Source organism: Rhizobium oryziradicis (genome assembly GCF_001939045.1).
GTDB classification, from domain to species: Bacteria; Pseudomonadota; Alphaproteobacteria; order Rhizobiales; family Rhizobiaceae; genus Allorhizobium; species Allorhizobium oryziradicis.
On sequence record NZ_MKIM01000024.1, the window covers coordinates 498,179 to 519,870 of the forward strand.

Consider the following 21,692-nt stretch of genomic DNA (forward strand, 5'->3'; position numbering starts at 1 on the left):
GTTAAATCTGCATTTTCGTGATTTCGAGATAGGCCGACACGATCTTGTCGCGCAGTGTGATGGCTGTCTGCAAAGACCGCTCAGCGGACATCATGGAATCCACGACCTCACGCGTGTTGACCTTGCCCAGCATGCCGCCAACAGAGTTGGTTTCAGCTGTTCGCAAATTTTTGACGGCATCCGTCATCATTCCGCCAATCACATCGCCAAAGCTGACGCCTGTGGCAGTGCCCGGCGTTGTATCGGCCTTGGTAACGCCCTGAAGGTCCATCGCGGGCATACCACCGGTGATGGAGGATGTGCTTGAGCTTTCACCACCGATACCATCCATGCCGCTCGACTTGGTGAATGCGCTAATTTTTCCAATAGAATCAATCATTGCGAGCTCTTCAACAGGTCAAGTGTGGAGGAAATCAAATCTCTGGTCTGGCGCACCGATTGCAGGTTCGCTTCATAAGAGCGATTGGCTTCGCGCATATCGGCCATTTCGATCAGAACATTCACATTGGGCATTTTCACATAGCCCTTCTGGTCCGCAGCCGGATTGCTGGGGTCGTAGGATTCTGTAAAATTCGACTTGTCGAAGCCGAGCTTTTTGACCTTGACGATGTCTGCACCGGAGGCGCGATCCACTTCAGAGCCAAAGGTAATGGTTTTGCGGCGATAGGGGTCTGCGCCGGGGGTGTCGCCAGTGCTTTGAGCGTTGGCAATGTTTTCCGATACAATCCGCAGGCGCGTCGATTGCACATCAAGCCCGCCGCCGGCAATTTTCAAGGCGGCCGACAACGGATCGGTAGCAGTCACAGAATCCATGGTTTACCTCTTTACAGTCATCAGCATCATGCGATTGAAACTACTGACGAGGCTGGTGTTAAGTTGGTGTTGGCGCTGGATTTCGCCCATCTTGACCATTTCGTCCGACAGCGACACGGAGTTACCCGACACCTGTTTGCCAATCTCGTCGTTCAACGGTGCGTCGCGCACGTCCACGTTAAGATCGGTGCCCAGGTCACTGGAGGCAAAATGATTGGGGTTGGTGCGAGCCATCCCGATTTGTTGGCTACTATCCAGAACCGCTTTGAAGGGCGTAATGTCCTTCGCAGCAAATTTCGGCGTATTGGCATTAGCAATGTTACTGGCAACGACTTCCTGACGCAGGGAAAGCCATTCAGCCTGCCGTGATGCCAAGTCAAAAAGTTGTATGGGTTGCATAGCTTTTTCTCCAATTTACACTCTGGAGAATAGGCGGGTAATCTTGCGTGGGACTTACGGAAAAACCTGCCATTTTATGAGAATGCAAATTGCCTGAAACAAGAACTCACCGGACCGCACAACAGGTGTAAAACCCTAAAATAGTTCAATAAAATCAAAAGCATAAATGAAGCGCGCAAGATCCGTCAAAACCGATGGATCACGATATTGATCATGCCATTTTTATTTTTAAAAAAGATTGAGCGCGACCCCTCAAAATGCAAAACGCCGCAGATATCTGCGGCGTTGTTCATGCCAGGAGGATCGCCCTACTGGTTTTTATAGATTGCACCATCGCTGGTCACAATTACCCATTGCCCGTCGCGTTTTTCCAGCACTGCCACCTTGCTGTTGTCGGGCAAGATGGAGCCGACCTTGACCATGAACATGCCGGAGGCATCTTCGATCAGCGCACGGCCATTGGCAACATGAAGCAGTCGAAATGCATCAGCACCCGGAAACGGCTGCTCAACCTTGGCAGGCATCACCTCTTTCGCTGTCTGCCCGACGTTCGACACGGTCGCCGTTTTGATCTGGTCCAGATTGTCGGGGAGCTTCTGCTCCTTCTTGTCTTTGGAGATCAAAGCCAGCGGCGAAACGCTGAAAACATTTCGGGCCTCCACCAGCGACAGGTCACGGCCATTGTTCAGCGATTCTGTTCCAAAGCCGAATTTGTCCGGATTGAGAAAGACATACCACGGAAAAATGGCCGAGCCGAATGCGAGGCAAACACCGGTCGTGGCCAGCAACCTGTCAATGAGGACAGAAGAGCGGCCCGCAGGCTTTGCAGGGGGGGCCACAGGTTCATCGGCGTCGGAATCGCTGAGATCAGGCTCATCTTGCATCGTGGTATCCTGGACTATTGGCGGCCTTCAAGGCGTTGGCAAGGTCAGCATAAGCGTCCATCACAGGCATGTCGGACGGGGTTTGCTTCAAAACTTCATACAGCACAGGGACCTGTTTGATCGCCATATCCAGATCCGGGTCACTGCCTGCGCGATAACCACCGATCAGGCGAAGGTCGCGCGTTTCTTCAAAACGGTGAATGAGTGTTTTCAAACGCGAGACCAGTTTTTCCTGATCGGGCGTCCATGCCTTGCGGGCGAGACGGGAAATCGACGACAAGGGGTTGATCGGGGGATAGCGTCCCTCGTCGGCCAGGCTGCGATCGAGCACAAGGTGCCCATCCAGAATGCCGCGCGTCGAATCCGCGATCGGATCGTTATGATTGTCGCCATCCACCAGAATCGAAATAATCGCCGTAATCGTGCCTGTTCCCTCTTCGCCGGGGCCTGCCCGCTCCAGCAAGCGCGGCAGCTCGGTAAACACGGATGCCGGAAAGCCACGGGCAATGGGAGGCTCGCCAGCCGCCGTTGCCACTTCGCGAATGGCATGGGCAAAACGGGTGATACTGTCGGCAATGAACAGGACGTTTTCACCCTGATCGCGGAAATGTTCTGCGATGGTGATGGCGGTCAGCGGTGCCATTTTGCGCAGCATCGGGCTTTCATCGCTGGTTGCCACAACAGCAACCGTCTTGGCCATGTTGGCACCGAGCGTGTCTTCAATAAACTCGCGCACTTCGCGGCCACGTTCACCCACCAGCGCAATCACCACCTTGTCAAAGGCATCGGCCCGCGCCAACATGGACAGCAAGGTGGATTTACCAACGCCCGAGCCTGCAAAAACACCAAGGCGCTGACCAAGGCAGAGCGGCGAGAAAATATCGACGGCCTTCACACCCGTTCTAAAACCGGTTTCAACCCGCATACGCCCCATGGAAGACGGTGCCGTGTTGGAAATCGAACGCCGGATCAAGCCTGAAGCCAAAGGCCCCAAGCCATCAATCGGATCACCCAGGGCATTGATGGTGCGGCCGCACCAGCTGTCTTGAGCCGCGATTCGAAAAGCCCCTTTGCGAATAACGGTATCGCCAATGGCAATGGGCTCGCCCGGCTCAATGGGGCAGACATAGGCCAACTCCGGCTCGACCCGCACAACTTCACCTAAATGGATACCCGAAGCACTGCGATGAGCAACAAAATCACCCAGATGCAAATGCCTCGACAGGCCCGCAACCGTATAATGCCCGGCTGCGATGGTGCGCACATGCCCCCCATGGGCCACGGAATTTTCAGCCTTGGCATAACGCTCTGCCAAAGCCGCCATGGCTGCCAATTTGGTATTCTTCGCAATCTGGGGGGTAAATTCAGCATTCATCGCAAGGGCACCCAATCATGATTATTTGCTGCCGCCGAGCGTCTTGAGCGCTTCATTCATGTTGTTTTCGGACTGACCCATCGAGTTCGAAATGCTCTCGAACGCGCGGCTGACCTGGATAAGCTGGGTCATCTGGCTGATGCCATTGACATTTGACTGTTCAACATAGCCTTGCAAAATACCAACCGAGGCATTGTCCACGACCGGCTGCGGCGGTTGCGTTGTTTTTACACCGCTATTGTCATAGCGTAGATAACCTCTGGAGATATCTGCCGTGAACAGACCGATCTTGCCCATCTGCTTTCCGTCTTGAACAATCGTGCCGTCTTTTGAGACGCCGGCTTCACCACCATTTGGATCGAGCTGGATTCGCCCGCCACCCACATCCAGAACCGGATAGCCTTTCACGGAGACAAGCTCGCCGTTCGTTGTCAGATTAAATCGGCCATCGCGTGTCAAAACCTGACCGGCTGGCGTTTCCAGTGCCATCCAGGCATCGCCTTTGACTGCGAAATCCAGAGTGTTGCCCGTTTCCTTCAATTCACCGGTTTCGGTGTTGAGGTAATCATTGCCCTGCGAAACGAAGGACACTTTGGCATTCATCTCGTTGCCAGTGCGCGCGACAATATCATCAAACTTGACTTCCGTTGAGCGAAAACCAACCGTGTTCACGTTCGCCATATTATCGGCAATGGTTGTGAGACGCTTGTCCAGGGCACGCTGTGCTGACAGCGAAACATACATTCCAGATTGCATCAGATGCTACCTCCAAGTCTTGGGTGACCAACAAGACCAGCAGGCATGACCTTCACCGAACAGTGCCAGGTCAACGGAATCATGCCGTTTGCCAAAGCATCAAGTGTTTTACGGTTCGTCACGGTTGCTCGCCTCCATCATGGTACGTGGATGACCGTTGTTTGGAGGCGAGAAATACATACCATTACTTGCGCGAAACTGTCTGCGCGACAATAATTCAGCACAGCCTTATTCATCAGCTTCACGCAAGGCACATTCCTTATCGGTTACAACGATAGAGAAACGTGCGGATACAGGCCTAACATGATCATCGTTATCGGATTTGTTATTATCGTCGGCAGTATTATCGGCGGCTTCATGGCAGAGCATGGCCCGGTCGAGCGACTGTTCCAGCCCTATGAGTTGCTGGTTATTGGTGGTGCCGGTATCGGTACCTTCATCATGGCCAACACCATGAAAGTGGTGAAAGATTCGGGCAAGGCAATCGCCGAGGCCTTCGCTCATAAAGTGCCGAAGGAACGCAATTATCTTGATGTTCTGGGTGTTCTCTATTCTCTGATGCGTGATCTGCGGACCAAGTCGCGCAATGAAATTGAAGCGCATATCGACAATCCGGCCGAATCATCCATTTTCCAGACGGCACCGAACCTGCTCAAAAACACCGAATTGACAGCCTTCATTTGTGACTATGTACGCCTGATCATCATCGGCAATGCCCGCAGCCACGAGATCGAAGCGCTGATGGATGAAGAGATTAACACCATCCTGCACGATAAGATGAAGCCCTACCATCAGTTGACGGCGGTGGGCGACAGCTTTCCGGCCATTGGTATTGTGGCGGCGGTTCTCGGGGTTATCAAGGCGCTCAGCTACATCAACGAACCACCAGCTGTGCTGGGCGAGTTGATTGGTGCCGCTCTGGTTGGTACCATGTTGGGCATTCTCCTATCCTATTGCGTGGTCAATCCTTTGACATCGCAAATCAAAATTGTCCGTACCAAACAACACCGTCTCTATATCATCGTGAAACAGACATTGCTGGCCTATATGAATGGCTCTGTGCCCCAGGTTGCTCTGGAATATGGCCGCAAGACAATCTCCTCTTATGAGCGTCCATCCATTGACGCCGTAGAGCAAGAAATGATGAACCCCGGTGGCGGCGGTGGCGAAAAGGCAGCCTGACCATGACTGAGAACAAACAGCACCCTGTCAAACCTCTGGATCCAGCGCTGCTTGCCCGGCTTACCGGCGGGTTGGGCGATCGCGCAACAGTTGAAAAGCTGTGCCAGGATTTTGGCACGCTCTACAGCGAATTTCTGCCGGATGTCTTTCACAGCGAAACCAATCTGACCATTGAAGTCGGTTATCTTGGCCACAAGACCGGCTTGATGCGCGACCTGATTGAAGATCTGGGCGACAATTATGTGCTGGCGGACACTGCGCTTCGCAACTGGTCCCCCAATTTCGTCATGGTGTGCGGCAATGGCTTTGTCATCACCTTGATGGAAACCTTGCTGGGCGCTCAGGCCGAGTTTATCGCAGAACCTATCAAGCGCCCGCTGTCGAACATCGAGCTTGATCTGGCTGTGATGCTATTTGAGCGCTTTGCCAATGTGTTGCGCTCCGGCGTCAATGCCGCTGGCGGATTTGAGCCTATTTTCGAGCGCCCCCACAATTGGGAGAAGCGCCCGAAGCCGGACAAGGATCACGTTGACGAATACGGTGCCTTTATCCACATGAGTGTCAAGCTCGGCAAAATCACCTCCGATTTTGGCCTTATCATTCCTCAGAAAGCCCTTCTGAAAACGCAGGTCACCCCTCCAAAGTCAAAGGGCCAGGTTTCCAAGGCGCGCAAGGAATGGGCCGAGCAACTGGCTCTTCAGGTGCGCAAGAGCCACGTCACACTGGAAGCGCGTGTTAATCTGGAATCGCTGACCTTGAATACGGTTTCAAAGCTGGCGGTTGGCGATGTCATCCCTTTTCTCGAAAAGGGCGATATCACCGTCGACGTCAGCGCCAATGGCAAAGAGCTCTACGCCTGTGAATTTGGGCGGGCGGGTGATCAATACACCGTCCGGATAAAATCCACCCACAGCTCGGATAACGAGATTCTGCGTCATCTTATAAAATGACAATTTTTCCCCGCAGTGAACAACACTGCAGGTTGAGGCAAGTTTCAACAGGAATAATGATTGCATGGCTACGAACAAAACACCCTTGACCGAAGATGATGCGCTGGCGATGCCAGCAGGCGATGCCGATCTTGATCAGGCGATCGACGATCTGCGTGGCGTTTTGAAAAGCGGCGGCGAAGATCCGCTGGCTGATTTTGGCGGCTCGGATTTCGGCTCAGACATTGGCGGCGATTTTGGTGCAGATACAGCCGGGGGCCTGTCAGATTTTGACAGCGACTTCGGCGGTGGTGCCACCGATACGGCACTGGGCGGCGCTGACTTCGGCGCTGGCGATTTTGGCAGCGACGATGCCAGCAGCAGCTTCGGGGGCGGCTTTGATGCAGGCTCTGCTCCGCAGGCCCCCGGCAGCGCCCTGGAAGCCAATCTCGGCCTGATCATGGACATTCCAATTGATGTCCAGATTGTGCTTGGCACCAGCCGCATGCCCGTTTCAGGCTTGATGAATCTTGAAGAAGGAGCCATCATAGCTCTGGATAAAAAGATCGGAGAACCTGTGGAGATCATGGTAAATGGTCGACGTATAGGCCGTGGTGAGATTACAGTTCTGGAAAACGACGACACGCGATTCGGTGTCAAGCTGATTGAAGTGATGACCAGCAAGACGTCCTGACCCCATGATTGGGTCAGAGAGGAAAGACCATGATGGACTTTGACGATTTTGGCGGCCCTATTGCAGGAAAGCCCCTTAGCCCGACAGATAAGGCCGCAGCTGTGCTGCTGGCCATGGGAAAAGGTGTGGCCGGAAAACTGCTGAAATACTTCACCCAGGCTGAGTTGCAATCAATCATCAACTCGGCACAAACATTGCGCACCATTCCCCCGGATGAATTGGCAGAACTTGTCAATGAATTCGAGGACCTGTTCACCGAAGGTGCGGGTTTGATGGACAATGCCAAAGCCATTGAGGAAATCCTTGAAGAAGGCCTGACCCCGGAAGAGGTGGATGGTCTTCTTGGACGGCGCACCGCGTTTCAGGCCTTCGAGACCTCGATCTGGGATCGTCTGCAGGATGCCGACCCTGAGTTTATCGCCAATTTCCTGCTGCGCGAACATCCGCAGACAGTGGCTTACATTCTCTCCATGTTGCCATCGTCGTTTGGCGCAAAGGTGCTGATCAAACTGCCCGACAGCCGCCGTGCCGACATTATGAATCGTACGGTCAATCTGAAAAACGTCAGTGCCCAGGCTGCCCAGATCATTGAAAACCGGGTGGTGGAACTGATTGGCGAAATTGACGCCGAGCGCAACTCGACCGGTACCGCCAAGGTGGCCGAACTGATGAACGAACTCGAAAAGCCGCAGGTCGAAACCCTGCTGGATTCGCTCGAATCGATCAGCAAGGAATCGGCAACCAAGGTTCGTCCAAAGATCTTCCTGTTCGAAGATCTGCTGGTCATGCCGCAGAGAAGCCGTGTTCTGCTTCTCAACGACATCTCCGGCGATATTCTGACAATGGCACTCAGAGGAGCCCCGATGGAGATCCGCGAATGCGTCTTGAGTGCGATCAGCCCGCGCTCACGCCGCATGATCGAATCCGATCTTCAGGCCGGAACAGCAGGCACCAATCCAAGAGAAATCGCCATCGCACGGCGGGCCGTGGCCCAGGAAGCGATCCGTCTCGCCAATGCTGGCCAGATTCAGCTGAAAGAGACGGAAGCTGCCAAAGAAGGCGAAGCCGCAGCATAACGACTGTGAACAAACCAAAAGAGCGCATCGTTCTTTAGGAGAAATGGTTGAAGGCCGCACCAGACAGCGTTACGCTGCTTGGTGCGGCCTTTTTCTTTGTCCAGGCAAAGCGTCTTTTACGGCATATTTTACCCCTTAAAGCCCAATGGATTTAAGGAATTATGCAGTAGAGCGCGCTGTACAACGCAGGGTGTAGTGCATACGAATCGCTTGATTGCGTTTCCGGTTTCGGCACCGATTGGTTTGTTACCACCGATCAGACAAGGGATGAAAACGTGGCAGACGACGAAGATAAAGACAGTAAAACAGAAGACCCCTCGGATAAAAAAATCCGCGACGCGATGGAAAAGGGCAATATCCCTGTTTCCAGAGAAGCCGCATTTTTTGCAACAACGCTGGCCTTCTACGTCTATTTCGTTTTCTTCCTGCCCGATGGCATGTCGAAAATGTACGCCACGCTGCGCGATCTGTTTGAAAAGCCGGATCAATGGCTGATTGGCACAGGCCCGGATGTCACCTCGCTTTTCGTGCATCTTGGCTGGTCCATGTCGGCCCTGCTTGCCCCGGCGCTCATCTTGTTCATGGTCTTTGGCCTCGCACAATCCTTTGCGCAGCATCTGCCTGGCTTTGTTTTGAACCGAATCGCACCGCAGGCGTCGCGCATTTCAATCACAGCTGGGTTTGGCCGTCTATTTTCCGTCACCGGCATGATTGAATTTGGAAAATCGCTGTTCAAGATTGTCATTGTGGCGATCATTATGTTCGTTTCGCTGCGCAAAGAGTATTTCGGCACGCTTGATGCCATGTTCTCTGATCCGCAAGTGATTTTCGTCAAGCTGACGTCGATCATCAAGGAAATGCTGATCATCATTTTGTTTGCCACCGGTTTGCTCACGGCGGTGGATTTGGCCTGGACGCGCTATGACTGGTATCAGAAATTGCGCATGACAAAGCAGGAAGTGAAGGACGAACACAAGCAATCTCAGGGCGATCCGCTGATCAAGTCAAGGCAGCGCTCAGCCCAGCGGGATCAGGCGCGCCGACGCATGATTGCCAGTGTACCGCGCGCCACAATGGTGATTACCAACCCGACTCATTTTGCAGTGGCGCTGCGTTATGTGCGAGAGGAAATGGACGCACCAATGGTGCTCGCAAAAGGCCAGGATCTTATTGCGCTGAAGATTCGCGAAATCGCCCGCGAGAACGACATTCCGATTTTTGAGGACCCACCGCTTGCCCGCTCCATGTTTGCGCAAGTCTCAGTAGATAGTGTGATCCCACCAATATTCTACAGAGCTGTAGCAGAAATCGTTCAGAGAATGTACGCTGCCGAAGCTAAGAAAAAGAGGCGATTAAGCTAAAGCACATGAAAAAATGCAAATATACCACAGATCGTGAAAAATTAGTTGCTGAATTCCTCAGTCCAATCGCGTCTGAGTTGCGTTTATTAGATGCGGCGGATTTAATATCTTTTCTACGGTTCGATTACTTGGGCAATATTTCTGACCTTGTGTCATCGGCTGCAGAACTATACTTCCACCCCGGCACAGTTAATTTTGGTGCCGGCGGCGACTATAAATGTGATTGGGGTGAATTGCCTGAAGTGTCGCTGGATTTGGAAATCAAACCTCGCGACATCACAATCTATGCCAAGCTTGTTCTGAGCCATGACAAGGCTGGTCTGGAAATCAACCATATATCCTTCCAGGAACCTCAAGACGATCCTGATCAAAACACAGATTTTCTGGCGCAACGGCTGAATGAAGCCCGGTTTGTACCCAACCTGCCCGCGCCAACCTTCGTCGCTTGATCCGATATGACAGCGCCGTGCGTTTTATCAACGCACGGCGCTGTCATATTTTTAATCTGCTACATAATGTCTTAAATCGATTCCGATTTAGAGTCTGTCAGAATCAGATTGGACCAGACAGACCCTAAAATTCTTTGTTTTCGTTTGTCTTTTCGGGAAAACCGGATTCCACTTTTCCCTGACAAACTCTGTAGCAGAGAATTTACCCGAGCCGTTGCCTTGGCCAGAATGCTTTCAGCAAGGGCGGCGACGGGAAAGTAGACTGCGAGTCTAAAATAGCGCGGGTATTTTGCTGTAACTCGCCATCATTTTCCGGCATCAGCATAATATTGTAGCGCGCGTTCCCTTCCATTTCCTTTGACAGCTTAAAGCCAATGCCAAAGTGATTGACGTTAAAGGGCAAAAGAGCCCGCATACGCTCAAATTCATCCGTAAAATCGCTCCACCGACTCATCCTAGCGATACTGCTGATGGATGACAGGTACATCGCCCAAACTTTCGGATTGTCTTTCACATCGATGATTTTCCAGCGAATTTGAGTGATCTGCCCACTTTTGTCGCCGTTGACGACCATGAAGAAAGACGGCGCGTCAGCATTTTCCTCAGCGGGCGTGATCGCCATCTCAACAGAGCAATCAAACACTTTCGAATTATAGGCATTTTGTGCCCAGCCCTTATTGCTTAATCCATCTGCGTTGAGCTTTTGGCACAATGTCTCGCCTGAAAAAGGAATGGTGCGCACAAACACCGCCATCTCGCGAAGCGCAGGCACCAAAAACATACGCGACGGAAAAACAACCGTTTTGGACTCCAGTCGATTGCCGCGGGCAGGCTGCGGCAAGGTATTTTGAGGCGGTTCCTGTGCAAGCACCGGCCAGCGGATGTCAAGACGGGTGGCCAAAAGGCGAAGATTGCGCTCACCATTGGCCAGCAGCACCGTTGCGCCAATCGCCATCGCCAACATCAACACGATGCCAAGGAACAGCCAGACACCACGCCGCCTTTGCTGCGGTGTGCGCAGGTGCGTGTCGTTTGCGTTTGAGACGTTAGGGGGCACCGTCTGCGTCATCATTCTTTCCAGATCTGGCAATGGGCACAGTACAGCGTCCTTTGTGCGCCATATATGGCGCACAAAGGACGCTGTAACACTTTAAATCTGCTGCATAATTTTCTCCCTAAATCGATGCCGATTTAAGCAATTATGCAGTATGGCATGAAAATTTCAGAACCTGTCAGGGAAAATCGCAATGCGGTTTTCTGATCTGACACATTCAAACATCGAAATTTGAATGTGTCAGCATCTCACTTCAAAACTTTGATTGCTGGTTAAACCACCGTTTCCTGCGCCCGGAAACCGGGGATGATGCAAAACTGTCATCAAGCAATCATCCAACCGTCATGAAATCCCCCTAAATACCGTGGGGATTATTTCCGCTCGCCGCAGCGGAAATGTTTTCCTTCGGAGAGTGTGATGAAGAGACGTGGATTTTTGGCCGCTGCTTCGGCCCTGACAATCATGCCTGCCCTGACCAGATTGAGCTTTGCTGCTGGCGGCCCGGTCAACGTTTTCACCGGTGCGGATGCCAATATTGTTGATTTCTGGAACAATATCGTGGCTCCTGCTTTTGCGAAAGCCCATCCAGGCGAAAGCATCAAGGTGATTGATGCCGGTGATGATTCGGGTCTGCGTGCCATTGCCGAGCGCGCCCTGGCCGCTCTTGCCAGCAAAACTGATCCACACGCCGATCTGTTTGAAGCCTTTGACCCCAAGCTGCCAGCTGGCGGCATCAAGGCTGGTCTTTGGGTGGATTTCAAACAAGCAAAAATTCCGCTCTACGATCACATCAACGCCATGGCCTTTCAGAGCGATTACTCCCTGCCCTATCGCGGTTCTCAGGTTCTTTTGGCCTATGACTCCACCAAGCTGGACCCGAAGAAAGCCCCCAAGACCTGGGCTGATCTGACGGCCTGGATCAAGGCAAACCCTGGCCAGTTCATTTATAATCGTCCTGACAAGGGTGGCTCCGGTGGCAATTTCGTGCGCCGCGCCATTCATGAAGTCAATGGACGCGACCCCGCAAAATTCACCATTGATAATTTCACGCCAGCCTATGCCGAAAAGACCCTGACACCAGCCTGGAAACTGCTACAGGATCTGGCCCCATCGCTGTATGACAAGGGTGCCTATACCTCTGGCAACACCCAGTCGATCCAGCTTCTGGCGCAAGGCGTTGTCACCATGGTGCCGGTCTGGTCCGACCAGATCCTGAAGGCCATCAAGGAAGGTGTTTTGCCAGACACCACGGGCCTTGTGCAATTGACCGATCTGGCCCTGTGCGGCGATTTCAACCGTATGGTCATCCCCACCAATGCCACCAACAAGGATGCGGCGATGAAGCTCGCGGCCTTCATGCTGACTGATGAGATGCAAAAAGCCGTCATCACCGAGATTGGCGGCTTCCCAGCCATATCGTGGGACTATCTGCCCAAGGACCTGCGCGACAAATATGCCGATGTTGTGCCCAAAAGCATTCCAACCTTCCCGCAGGGCGATTGGAGCCCGGCTGTCAACGATGGCTGGTATCGCAACGTCGCACCAAATCTGGCGCGCGGCTGATCATGACCGCAGCCGCTTCTTTTACCACGGCGGGCGATATTAAAATGCCAACAGGCAGGAGGCTCAATGGTCTCCTGCTTGTTGCCATTCCGGTGCTGCTGGTCGGTTGGTTGATTATCTATCCCATTTTTGCTGCCATCATCACCACCATCTGGGTTGAGGACGGTGAAAGCTCAAAATTCAGCATCGCATCCTATCGGTTTTTCTTCTCTGACGCCTACAGCCTTGGCAATCTCACGCTCACATTGTGGACCACAGCCGTTTGTGCCGTGCTGCTGATTGCCTGCGGTCTGCCCATTGCGCTCTATTTGCGCTTTTCGCGCAGTCCACTGGCTGGCTATATTCAAGGGCTGGCGATTTTTCCGATGTTCGTGCCGTCGGTGATTTTGTCCTATGCTCTTATTCGCACCATCGGCCCCAATGGTGCCGTTGATATTCTTTTGCATTCCATTGGTCTGCCGAAATTGCCGACACCTTATCTCACCCCATGGGGGCCTGTGATTGGTCTTGTGTGGGATAATCTGCCCTTGACGGTTTTGATGCTCACGGCAGGTCTTGGCGGCATTTCCAACAGTTCGGTTGAAGCCGCCCGCGATGTCGGGGCCGGACCGCTTCGGGTGTTTGTACATATTATTTTGCCGCGCATGGGCAATTCGCTTTTGGTGGCCTCGTCCTTTGCGGTGCTTGGGATTTTCTCATCCTTTACCCTGCCCTACGTGCTTGGCCCGGCCTCGCCCGAAATGATGGGGCCATTTATGTCACGTACCTTCAATGATCTCTACGATCCGCTGAATGCCAAGACCCAGGCTGTGATCTGCTTTGCCTTTTGCCTGGTATTTGGCCTGTTCTATGTCTATTCGATCGCGCGCAATCAGGAGAAAACGAGCCGATGAACACGCTCTCTCTCCTTCGCGCTCAAGCAAGACAGCTAGACTGGATCGGCGTGATTTTGGCGTTGACGCTGACCATCGTCATCATCCTGCCGCTGCTGGTGGTGGCCACCTGGGCCTTTACCGAGGTCTGGCGTTATCCATCGGTGCTGCCGCAACAGTTTGGCCTGCGTTTTTGGCATCAAACGCTGGCGCGCGCTGATGTCTGGAACGCGCTGATGCTCAGCCTTCGGCTGACCACCACAGTCACGCTGCTCTCGGCTCTGATTTGCCTGCCTGCGGCCTATGCCTTTGCCCGCATGGATTTTCCCGGACGCAACATCTTCTTTCTGTCGTTTCTGGCCTCCCATGCCTTTCCCAAATTTGGCCTGCTGGTCACCATTGCCGGAATTTTCCTGCAACTGCACCTGATCTCGACCTTTTGGGGCGTGGCCTTGATTCAGCTGGTTGGCACATTAATGCTGATGATCTGGATTCCGGTGGCCGCCTTTCAAAATGTGGATCGGCGCATGGAAGAAGCCGCCCGCGACGTTGGTGCCGGACCGCTTCGGGTGTTTTGGTCGATCACGCTGCCACAGGCGGCACCGACCATTTTCGCAGCCGTTCTGCTCACTTTCGTCTCGACTTTTTATGAGACGGAAGGTGCGTGGCTGATCGGTGCTCCGCAAATCAGCACCATGCCCGTGCTGATGATCAGCTTCATCAACAATCAGCTGGTGGTGCAATATGGTGCGGTCTTGTCGGTCATGCTGTGGGTGCCATCCTTTATCGCACTGATGTTTGCTCGCCGTGTGATGAGCAGCAATGCTTTTGCCAAAGGATTTGGCGCATGACAATCTTGATTTTAAACGCACAGGTGACCGCATGGCACAGCTAACCATTCAAAATTTGCACAAAAGCTTTGCCAGCACCACAGCGGTCGATAGCGTCAACCTGCATGTCGAGGATGGCGAGCTGATTTGTCTGCTTGGCCCGTCCGGCTCTGGCAAATCGACAATCTTGCGCATGATTGGCGGGTTTGAACACCCAACCTCCGGTGCCATCCTGATTGATGGCGAGGATGTCACCCGCCTGCCGCCAGAGCGCCGCCCCACCGGCATGATGTTTCAAAGCCACGCGCTGTGGTCGCATATGACCGTGTTTGGCAATATTGCCTTCGGCCTCAAGCTGCGCCGCCTGCCCAAAGCCGAGATCCGTGACAAGGTCGAAAGCGCGCTGGAGCTGGTGGGCCTTGGTGGTTACGGCACGCGCATGACATCGCAGCTTTCGGGCGGGCAACAGCAGCGGGTGGCGCTGGCGCGATCTCTGGTGCTGGAGCCGAAAATACTGCTGTTGGATGAGCCTTTTGCCAGTTTGGATCAGCATTTGCGCGAGCGCCTGCGCGAAGAGGTGCGCGATATTCAGCAGCGTCTGGGCATCACCACCCTGTTTGTCACCCACGGACAGGATGAAGCTCTGGCGATGGCCGACCGCATTGCCGTTTTGCGCGACGGCCGCATTGAGCAAATTGCACCGGCGGATGTGATTTATCGCGAGCCGCAAACCGAATTTGTCGCAGGCTTTATTGGCACCATGAACCTGATCAAATCCGAGGTGCGTAATGGCCGTTTCCACCATGCGGATCTGGGTCTGCCAATGCCGCTGCATGATGGCGAAGCAACCCTTGCCATTCGCCCGGAAGACGTGGTGCTGACCGCCACCCGCAATGAACCCAGCGCCGTGGTCACCCGTTTCACCGATTTTGGCAGCTACCATCTGGTCGATGTACAGCTGGCGGACGGCCACCGCATCAAAGCGATGACGGCACCTGCCAGCCGTTGGCGCAAAGGCGATCGGGTTGCGGTGCTGGTCAGTAGCTATGCCGCCTTTCGCAATCAGCATCTTGCCTATACATCCACAGACACCCATGAGTTGATAAAAGAGACTGAACATGTCTGATGGATTGTATATCGAGCGCAATGGCTTTCGCACCATGCTCAAATGGCATCGGGGCCACCGCGAGGCTGCCGATATTTCGTTCACACCAGAGCGGATTGCCCAAGGCATGGCGCTGGGCGCAAGCGTTGAGGTTGATATCCTGTGCCATGCCGATGGCGGCTTCGTGGTGCTGCATGATGAAACTCTGGATAAAGCCACCACCGGCCAAGGCCCGGTGGCTTTGGCCACCACAACCCAGCTGCAAGCCTTGAACCTGCGCGATGCGCACGGTGTGCCAACCCATCATAAAGTAATGCTGCTGGAAGAGCTGGGCCACTTGCTGGCATCACAACCTTGCGGTGATGGTGCGGTGTTGCAACTGGACCTCAAGGAGCCAGCCAGCACGCTTGGCTCGCGCGAAATCGCTTCCTTCCAGCAGGCGGTGCAATCTGTCGCACACCATCTGATTCTCTCTGGCGGCGATGCGAAAGCCGTGATGATGCTGGCTCAAGCGGTTGATGGCCTTCCCGTCGGTTACGACCCTTGCCATGATGGGACGATTGAGCGGTTGCTGGCGTCGCGTGATTTCAATGGTTTTGTTGATCACGCAGTCGCCGTCATTGACAACACCCAGATGATCTATCTGGAGCACAGGCTTATTCTGGAAGCCGATAGCATGGGGTTTGATCTTGTTAGTGCGTTTCACGCCCATGGCAAGCGGGTCGATGCTTACACCATCCAAGCGGCAACGCAATCGGTTCTGCCCGCCGTTCAGCGCCTGCTGGAGCTGCGCTGCGACCAGATCACCACCGATGATCCGGTCGGGCTGGAAGCATTAATCGCCTTGCAATGAAGCTTTTTCAGGCTGGTTGAAACCCTTCAACCAGCCACGCATGCAGGGCGGGATTGGCGGCCAGCACATCGCCAAACGCGCCAATTGGCCCGCCTGAAAAGCCGGTGACCAGCCCGCCTGCTTCGCGCACCAGCAGCATCGATGCGCCGTAATCATGCAAGGACAGGCCATCTTCAAAAAAGCCATCCAGACGGCCGCACGCCACATAAGCGGTCGACAGCGCCGCCGAGCCAAGCCTGCGCACCCCTGCCGTATTGGCCATCAAGCGCCGCAGGGCTTGATGATAGGTCTCTTCGCTGACGCTTTTCACCTGTGTGGGAATGGGCAGACCCGCACCAATCAGCGCATCTTGCACATCGGAGAATGCTGACAAGTGCAGCCGCTCGCCATTCAGCCAGGCACCCTTGCCTTTTTCTGCGCTAAACAGTTCATCCTGCATGCAATCATAGACCACACCGCAGACGACCTCGCCCTGCTCGACCACCGAAATCACGATGCCAAAATGCGGCAGGCCCCAGGCATAATTTGTGGTGCCATCAATCGGGTCAATATAGATCCGTGGTGCGTCAGGACCAGCCTCGTGATTGCCCACCGCCTCTTCGCCAATGATGGAATAATCCGGGAAAGCCGCTTTGACCCGCTCCACGATCAGGCGCTCCACCGCCACATCAATTTCGGTTTGATAGTCGCGCGGCGCTTTCGACACCATCTGGCTGGAGTAGCGACGCTTGAGTGATGCGCGGGCAAGAACGCCCGCCTCAACCACAGTGGCGGCAAGTGTGATAAGGCGATCCGAGGCATCAGGGCCAAGGCGAGATGGGATAATCTGATCGGACATAGCGGGAAATCAACCTTCATGGGAAAGAGCCTCCTTCTTTCCCATTTCGCTGACACTGGTGTGACACTCCCCCTAAAATCCACAGGGGTCAGATAGACCCTATGGATTTTCGGGGCTTTTATTTGGGTTTGTCTGATCAGAAAAACCGGGTTCCACTTTTCCCTGACAAACTCTAGAATTTAACAGAAGCCGTCACCGATACATTGAACGGCTCGCCCACCTGATTGGCGTAATTGGTCGAGCCAATCGAGGAGGTATAATAGGTCTTGTCGAACAGGTTTTTCAGATTGACCTGCAATGTCATTGGCCGTTCAAATTTCATGGTATAGGCGGCAAATGCATCAAACACGGCGTAGCCCGGCAGAGAATAGCTGTTGTTGTTGATGCCGGCCCGTTTGCCAACGGCGCGCACACCGCCGCCCATTTTCAGCGTATCGCCACGGCCATTGACCTCACCAAAATCATAGGCCAGCGACAGAGAGCCGGTGTTTCTGGCAACGTTTGGCAATTGCTGACCGGCGTAATCGGGGTCTTCCAGCACTTTGGCATCGGTCAGGCCGTAGCTGGCAATCATCTGCCAGTGCTCGGTCAATTGCCCGGCAACATCGACCTCAATGCCGCGCGAACGCACCAAACCTGCGGCCTTCACCACACTTTCACCGTTCACTGACTCGGCATAGGCAACGTTTCTTTTGCGGCTGTTGTAGAGCGCGATATTCGCGCTTAAACCATCCATCAGCTCCAGCTTGGTGCCGATTTCATAGGATGTGCCCTCTTCGGGGTCGAGATTGCCATAATAGCTGCCAACAGACGATTGTGGCCGAAACGTTTTGGCAGCATTGGCATAGAGCGACACGGATGGCGACAGCTTATAAGCAATACCACCATTGGGGATGAAAGCGCCGCCACTGCTCATGGTATTGGCGCTGAACGGGCGACCCTTGCCCGCATAAAGATCATAATATTGATACCGCAGCCCGCCCACCAAAATCCACTGATCGGTCAGATGCAGCGAATCCTGCATGTAAATCGATGCGGTTGAGAGCTGTTCGGTCTGGTCGCTATCCGAGGCCGACACCGTATGGCACGCGGCCAGCCGGCCATAGACCGGGTTGTTGATATTGAAATTGCTCGATGTCTTGCAGCGCAGCATATCGGTGCGCAGCGTGTCGCTCTCATCATAGGATGCACCAAACAGCAGATCGTTTTGAAAACCACCAAGATCAACATCGCCGGTCACATCCGCCCGCAGCGCGTGGTTCTCCATGGTGGAATATTGCGTGGCATCGGCTCGGCGGGTCACGGCACCGGTTTTGGCATTGTAGCCGGTCACACGGGCCTGATTGTCGGAATATTCGTTGCGGCTATAGGCGTAGTTGAGCGACAGTTTCCAATCATCGCTCAAGTCGTGATCAATGGAGACCTTGGCCAAATCCGAGTGCCCATCGGTGATATTATAAGCCTCATCCAAGCGGGTGCGGCGGCTGATATCGACGGGCTTGCCGGTGGTGAGATCAAAGATCGTGCCACGGTCAAACGGCAGGCTGTAATCCTCATGCATGTAAGACACCGTAATCTTGGTATCCTCGCCGCTCCACGTCAGCGATGGGGCCAGCATCCAATTGTCACTATGGCCAAAATTGCGCCAGTAATCCGCCTTTTGCCCCTCGGCTATGAAGCGGTAGGAGAAGTCTGTGCCTTCAATTGGCCCGGTCACATCCAAACCTGCCTTGGCCCCATCACGGCCCGCACCATAGCTGGAATAGCGGCTATAAACCGTGGCCGAGAACTGATCCTCCGGCTTTTTGGTCACCACATTGATCAAACCGCCGGGGTCCAAAATACCGTAGAGCGTCGATGCCGGACCTTTTAGCACTTCCACCCGATCCACCGTGTCATTAAACGCCCGCGGAATGGTGGTTTTCAAACCGTCAATCAAAATCGAGCCATCGCGGTTGTCGCCAAAACCACGGCGGATAATGGCATCTTGCGTGCCGCCCAGCGTGTTGGTCTGGGTAATACCGCTGATATTGGCAAGGGCATCGTCCAGCGATGTCGCGGCCTGATCGGTCAACACCGGATTGCTGACAACATTGACCGCCTGCGGGATATCCAAAAGTGGCGTATCGCTGCGGGTGGCGGTGCTGGTGGAAACCGGCTGATAGCCACGGGTGTCTTTTTGCGTCTTGCCGTCCACCGTTATGGTTTGCAGCTCGGTGGATGTGTTGGCAGATAGCGCCGTGCTGTCTTGCGCAAAAACCGGCAATGCCACCGAGGCCAGCAAGCTTGTGACCATCACCCGTTTCGAAATCCGTCCCGCCGCCATCATCATCTTATCCATCACCCAGCACAAAAAACCGAACAGAACAGCTCCGCATGCGCAAAACCACTGTAATAGACTGGGCTTTTCGAATTGATGAATGTAGTAGTCAACTTTAAACTGGTGAAATAAACCATGAACCCACATGCCAAATGCCAGCAACAGCCAATTCCGCGCCGGTATAAAGCCCGGAACCAAACGCCAGTGCGGCATTTTTCACTGCACAGATTGAGTGTAAAATTGACTACTACACAGCCGAAGGACCATCGGGCACCATGACCAAGCAAACCCAGAGCCCCGGCAAAATGCGACGCATTGACCGCTATGGTGAGCGGCTGCGCAAACGCCGCAATCAGCTGTCGCCCGGTCTTTTGAGTGTGGCCGAATATATTGATGGCCACCGCCACGCGGTTTTGAGCAAATCGGCACTGGAAATTGGCTTTGCCACCGGCACATCTGACGCAACGGTCATTCGCGCCCTTCAAGCGCTGGGCTTTAGCGGTTTGGTGGATCTGAAAGACACGCTGGGAGCCTATCTGGGACAAACTGATTCGCCAGTTGAGAAAATGGCGGCAACCACCGACGCGCTAAACGGCAACAGCGATGCCGCGATTGATTTTGTCATCGACAATCAACGCGCGGCCCTCAACGCCCTGTCATCGCCCGAAAACCGCAGCAGCCTGACAAGGGCCACCCAATTGCTGGCCAAAGCCACAGCCATCGGCGTGTTCGGCATCGGTGCCAGTGGCATTATTGCGGATTACGGCGCGAGGCTGTTTTCCCGCTCCGGCTTTCCATCCTATGCGCTCAACAACACCGGCATAGCGCTTGCCGAACAATTGCTAGCGATGGAAAAAGGCCATGCTCTCATTATGCTCCTGCACGGCCGCCCGCATCGCGAAGCATTGGCCACCCTTCAAGAGGCCAAACGGCTCGATATGCCGGTGATTCTGGTGCTGAGCCAAAGTGATAGCGTGCTGCGCCAACAGGCAGACGCCTGCCTGATCATGCCCCGCGCGAAAAGCGACCACGTGGCCCTGCACGCCCCATCATTGGTAGCCATGGAGACGATAGCGCTTGCCCTTGCCGCAACGGTGGAGGAGCGGACGCTTGAGACGCTGAACAGGTTGGTGGAGTTGAGGAGTGCGATCAGGCCCGATAAGCGGTGAAGGATCTTGAAATTTTGCACAACTAAAGATTTTATCATAACGAAAGCCCGGCAAAATAGCCGGGCTTCAAATTCGATGACTGGATAGCCTCAATCTCTGTGCTCAGGCATTTCCTTCAACTGATCCTTCGTCCAGTTTGTGACGGCATGGACGTCGCCATCGCTATCACGCATGAACTGGAGATCGACCAGAGGAACGCCAACGGGCTTCGCGCCGATACCCAAAAAGCCACCAACATCAATGATAGCAGTGCGACCCGCTCCCGAGCCATGAAGGTGATCGAGCTTGCCGACCTTGTGGTCATCAGCCCCATAAATGGTTGCACCCTCCAGAAGGGCGGGCGTAAGTTCAGTTGGGTTAAGACGAACGTGATTGGTATGATCCATTGTTTGGTCCTCCTTGTTGGTAGTCCTAATACAACCAACGGAGGCGCTGAATGTTCCCATCATGGGTAGCACAAACAACGGCAACGTATAAAACTCAATTTACAGCGCCGTGCCTTTTATCAAACGCACAAAGCACGCTGCAACACTTTCAATGTGCTGCATGATTTTCAATTTAAATCGACGCCGCTAATCCTCCGAGTTCTTCGGAAAATGTACGGCAAAGTTTACCAAAAAATTGGTAAATTATTTTTTCTATAGGAAAAAATGGTGCTGCTAGAGAGATTTGAACTCTCGGCCTCTCCCTTACCAAGGGAGTGCTCTACCCCTGAGCTATAGCAGCATCTGGCGAAGCGTTTAACTGTGCGCTTCGGAACGAGGGGGCTATTGCCATAGCTGATTGCGCAGTGCAAGCGCCAAATTGCAGATCGGGCAATAAAATACAAAAACACATGCTATCTTCCGGTTTTTCCACAAACACGCTATGACGCGCCCATGAGCGATATTGACGATACCTCCCCCAAAAGCAGCGGTGCCCCGGAGAATGCTGAAAGCCAGCGCCGGAGGAAAAGCAATGACCAGTCTGCCCTGCGCCGTGAGCGGGCAGCGGCCAAGCTGCGTGAAAATCTGACGCGCCGCAAAAGTCAGGCGCGGGCGCGGCGTGCAGGCGAAGCCGATGACACCGATGGGCTTCCGGCTGCCAAAGCGCCAAACCCTGCCCCAAACCTTGCTGATGACACAGATAAATGAGCAGCATCTGATCTGCTCGAATTGAATGCTGGGCTGA

The 21,692-nt window shown here is 53.9% G+C and carries 23 protein-coding genes and 1 tRNA gene; 13 read left to right on the top strand and 11 right to left on the bottom strand.

What is annotated here, in order from left to right; translation table 11 throughout:
- Nucleotide 1: 1 nt before the first annotated feature.
- From fliE to flgF, 6 genes are all read right to left on the bottom strand, one after another.
- On the bottom strand, nt 2-379 hold the full coding sequence (fliE, locus tag BJF95_RS07785) for a flagellar hook-basal body complex protein FliE (RefSeq protein ID WP_075638831.1): 378 nt from the start codon (nt 377-379) through the stop codon (nt 2-4).
- Nucleotides 376-813, bottom strand: a complete 438-nt coding sequence (flgC, locus tag BJF95_RS07790) for a flagellar basal body rod protein FlgC (RefSeq protein ID WP_075638832.1) — start codon at nt 811-813, stop codon at nt 376-378. Before flgC ends, fliE begins: the two co-directional genes overlap by 4 nt.
- A gap of 3 nt (nt 814-816) precedes the next feature.
- The gene (gene flgB, locus BJF95_RS07795; RefSeq protein WP_075638833.1) at nt 817-1,212 is read right to left on the bottom strand and encodes a flagellar basal body rod protein FlgB; all 396 of its coding nucleotides are present in this window, start codon (nt 1,210-1,212) and stop codon (nt 817-819) included.
- Nucleotides 1,213-1,520: 308 nt separating this feature from the next.
- A complete protein-coding gene (locus tag BJF95_RS07800) occupies nt 1,521-2,096 on the bottom strand; it encodes a flagellar protein (RefSeq protein ID WP_075638834.1) in 576 nt (191 codons plus the stop codon).
- Nucleotides 2,086-3,471: a flagellar protein export ATPase FliI gene (fliI, locus tag BJF95_RS07805; protein ID WP_075638835.1), complete on the bottom strand. Its 1,386-nt coding sequence runs from the start codon at nt 3,469-3,471 to the stop codon at nt 2,086-2,088. Before fliI ends, BJF95_RS07800 begins: the two co-directional genes overlap by 11 nt.
- A 21-nt stretch (nt 3,472-3,492) precedes the next feature.
- On the bottom strand, nt 3,493-4,227 hold the full coding sequence (flgF, locus tag BJF95_RS07810) for a flagellar basal-body rod protein FlgF (protein ID WP_075638836.1): 735 nt from the start codon (nt 4,225-4,227) through the stop codon (nt 3,493-3,495).
- Nucleotides 4,228-4,530: 303 nt separating this feature from the next.
- On the opposite strand from flgF, the gene motA reads away from it, so the two are divergent.
- The 6 genes from motA (at nt 4,531) to BJF95_RS07840 (ending at nt 9,918) form a co-directional block, all read left to right on the top strand.
- Nucleotides 4,531-5,409, top strand: a complete 879-nt coding sequence (motA, locus tag BJF95_RS07815; RefSeq protein ID WP_075638837.1) for a flagellar motor stator protein MotA — start codon at nt 4,531-4,533, stop codon at nt 5,407-5,409.
- The gene (locus tag BJF95_RS07820; RefSeq protein ID WP_075638838.1) at nt 5,406-6,359 is read left to right on the top strand and encodes a FliM/FliN family flagellar motor switch protein; all 954 of its coding nucleotides are present in this window, start codon (nt 5,406-5,408) and stop codon (nt 6,357-6,359) included. The genes motA and BJF95_RS07820 overlap by 4 nt, the downstream gene beginning before the upstream one ends.
- 64 nt (nt 6,360-6,423) lie before the next feature.
- The gene (gene fliN / locus BJF95_RS07825) at nt 6,424-7,032 is read left to right on the top strand and encodes a flagellar motor switch protein FliN (RefSeq protein ID WP_075638839.1); all 609 of its coding nucleotides are present in this window, start codon (nt 6,424-6,426) and stop codon (nt 7,030-7,032) included.
- 29 nt (nt 7,033-7,061) lie between these two features.
- Nucleotides 7,062-8,108 carry a flagellar motor switch protein FliG gene (fliG, locus tag BJF95_RS07830; RefSeq protein ID WP_075638840.1) on the top strand — a complete coding sequence of 349 codons (1,047 nt, stop codon included), beginning with the start codon at nt 7,062-7,064 and terminating at the stop codon, nt 8,106-8,108.
- A 275-nt stretch (nt 8,109-8,383) separates the two neighbouring features.
- The gene (flhB, locus tag BJF95_RS07835; protein ID WP_075638841.1) at nt 8,384-9,469 is read left to right on the top strand and encodes a flagellar biosynthesis protein FlhB; all 1,086 of its coding nucleotides are present in this window, start codon (nt 8,384-8,386) and stop codon (nt 9,467-9,469) included.
- Nucleotides 9,470-9,474: 5 nt separating this feature from the next.
- Nucleotides 9,475-9,918 (top strand): hypothetical protein, encoded by a 444-nt coding sequence (locus BJF95_RS07840; RefSeq protein ID WP_075638842.1) that lies wholly within the window; start codon nt 9,475-9,477, stop codon nt 9,916-9,918.
- 202 nt (nt 9,919-10,120) lie between these two features.
- Here the strand turns inward: BJF95_RS07840 and BJF95_RS07845 are convergent, their stop codons facing one another.
- Nucleotides 10,121-10,987 (bottom strand): DUF6030 family protein, encoded by an 867-nt coding sequence (locus BJF95_RS07845; protein WP_075638843.1) that lies wholly within the window; start codon nt 10,985-10,987, stop codon nt 10,121-10,123.
- Between the two features lie 447 nt (nt 10,988-11,434).
- On the opposite strand from BJF95_RS07845, the gene BJF95_RS07850 reads away from it, so the two are divergent.
- From BJF95_RS07850 to BJF95_RS07870, 5 genes are read left to right on the top strand one after another with little or no spacing between them, the layout of a single operon-like run.
- A complete protein-coding gene (locus BJF95_RS07850) occupies nt 11,435-12,535 on the top strand; it encodes an extracellular solute-binding protein (RefSeq protein WP_425348683.1) in 1,101 nt (366 codons plus the stop codon).
- A gap of 44 nt (nt 12,536-12,579) precedes the next feature.
- Complete coding sequence (locus BJF95_RS07855) at nt 12,580-13,428, top strand: ABC transporter permease (RefSeq protein ID WP_075638944.1); 849 nt, start codon at nt 12,580-12,582, stop codon at nt 13,426-13,428.
- Complete coding sequence (locus tag BJF95_RS07860) at nt 13,425-14,258, top strand: ABC transporter permease (protein WP_075638845.1); 834 nt, start codon at nt 13,425-13,427, stop codon at nt 14,256-14,258. The genes BJF95_RS07855 and BJF95_RS07860 overlap by 4 nt, the downstream gene beginning before the upstream one ends.
- A 31-nt stretch (nt 14,259-14,289) precedes the next feature.
- Entirely contained in the window at nt 14,290-15,363 is a 1,074-nt protein-coding gene (locus BJF95_RS07865; RefSeq protein WP_075638945.1) for an ABC transporter ATP-binding protein, read from the top strand.
- Complete coding sequence (locus BJF95_RS07870; protein WP_083638736.1) at nt 15,356-16,195, top strand: glycerophosphodiester phosphodiesterase; 840 nt, start codon at nt 15,356-15,358, stop codon at nt 16,193-16,195. The genes BJF95_RS07865 and BJF95_RS07870 overlap by 8 nt, the downstream gene beginning before the upstream one ends.
- Before the next feature lie 7 nt (nt 16,196-16,202).
- On the opposite strand, the gene BJF95_RS07875 is transcribed toward BJF95_RS07870, so the two are convergent.
- Both BJF95_RS07875 and BJF95_RS07880 read right to left on the bottom strand, forming a co-directional pair.
- A complete protein-coding gene (locus BJF95_RS07875; RefSeq protein WP_075638847.1) occupies nt 16,203-17,033 on the bottom strand; it encodes an inositol monophosphatase family protein in 831 nt (276 codons plus the stop codon).
- A gap of 172 nt (nt 17,034-17,205) precedes the next feature.
- Nucleotides 17,206-19,365 carry a TonB-dependent siderophore receptor gene (locus BJF95_RS07880; protein ID WP_139317441.1) on the bottom strand — a complete coding sequence of 720 codons (2,160 nt, stop codon included), beginning with the start codon at nt 19,363-19,365 and terminating at the stop codon, nt 17,206-17,208.
- Nucleotides 19,366-19,628: 263 nt separating this feature from the next.
- Here BJF95_RS07880 and BJF95_RS07885 point away from each other — a divergent pair, with 263 nt between their 5' ends.
- Nucleotides 19,629-20,522, top strand: a complete 894-nt coding sequence (locus BJF95_RS07885) for a MurR/RpiR family transcriptional regulator (RefSeq protein ID WP_075638848.1) — start codon at nt 19,629-19,631, stop codon at nt 20,520-20,522.
- An 89-nt stretch (nt 20,523-20,611) separates the two neighbouring features.
- On the opposite strand, the gene BJF95_RS07890 is transcribed toward BJF95_RS07885, so the two are convergent.
- Together BJF95_RS07890 and BJF95_RS07895 are read right to left on the bottom strand one after the other, a co-directional pair.
- On the bottom strand, nt 20,612-20,908 hold the full coding sequence (locus BJF95_RS07890) for a PRC-barrel domain-containing protein (protein ID WP_075638849.1): 297 nt from the start codon (nt 20,906-20,908) through the stop codon (nt 20,612-20,614).
- A 265-nt stretch (nt 20,909-21,173) separates the two neighbouring features.
- A tRNA-Thr gene (locus BJF95_RS07895) sits at nt 21,174-21,248 on the bottom strand.
- Between the two features lie 152 nt (nt 21,249-21,400).
- On the opposite strand from BJF95_RS07895, the gene BJF95_RS07900 reads away from it, so the two are divergent.
- On the top strand, nt 21,401-21,655 hold the full coding sequence (locus BJF95_RS07900) for a hypothetical protein (protein WP_083638737.1): 255 nt from the start codon (nt 21,401-21,403) through the stop codon (nt 21,653-21,655).
- Nucleotides 21,656-21,692: the final 37 nt, after the last annotated feature.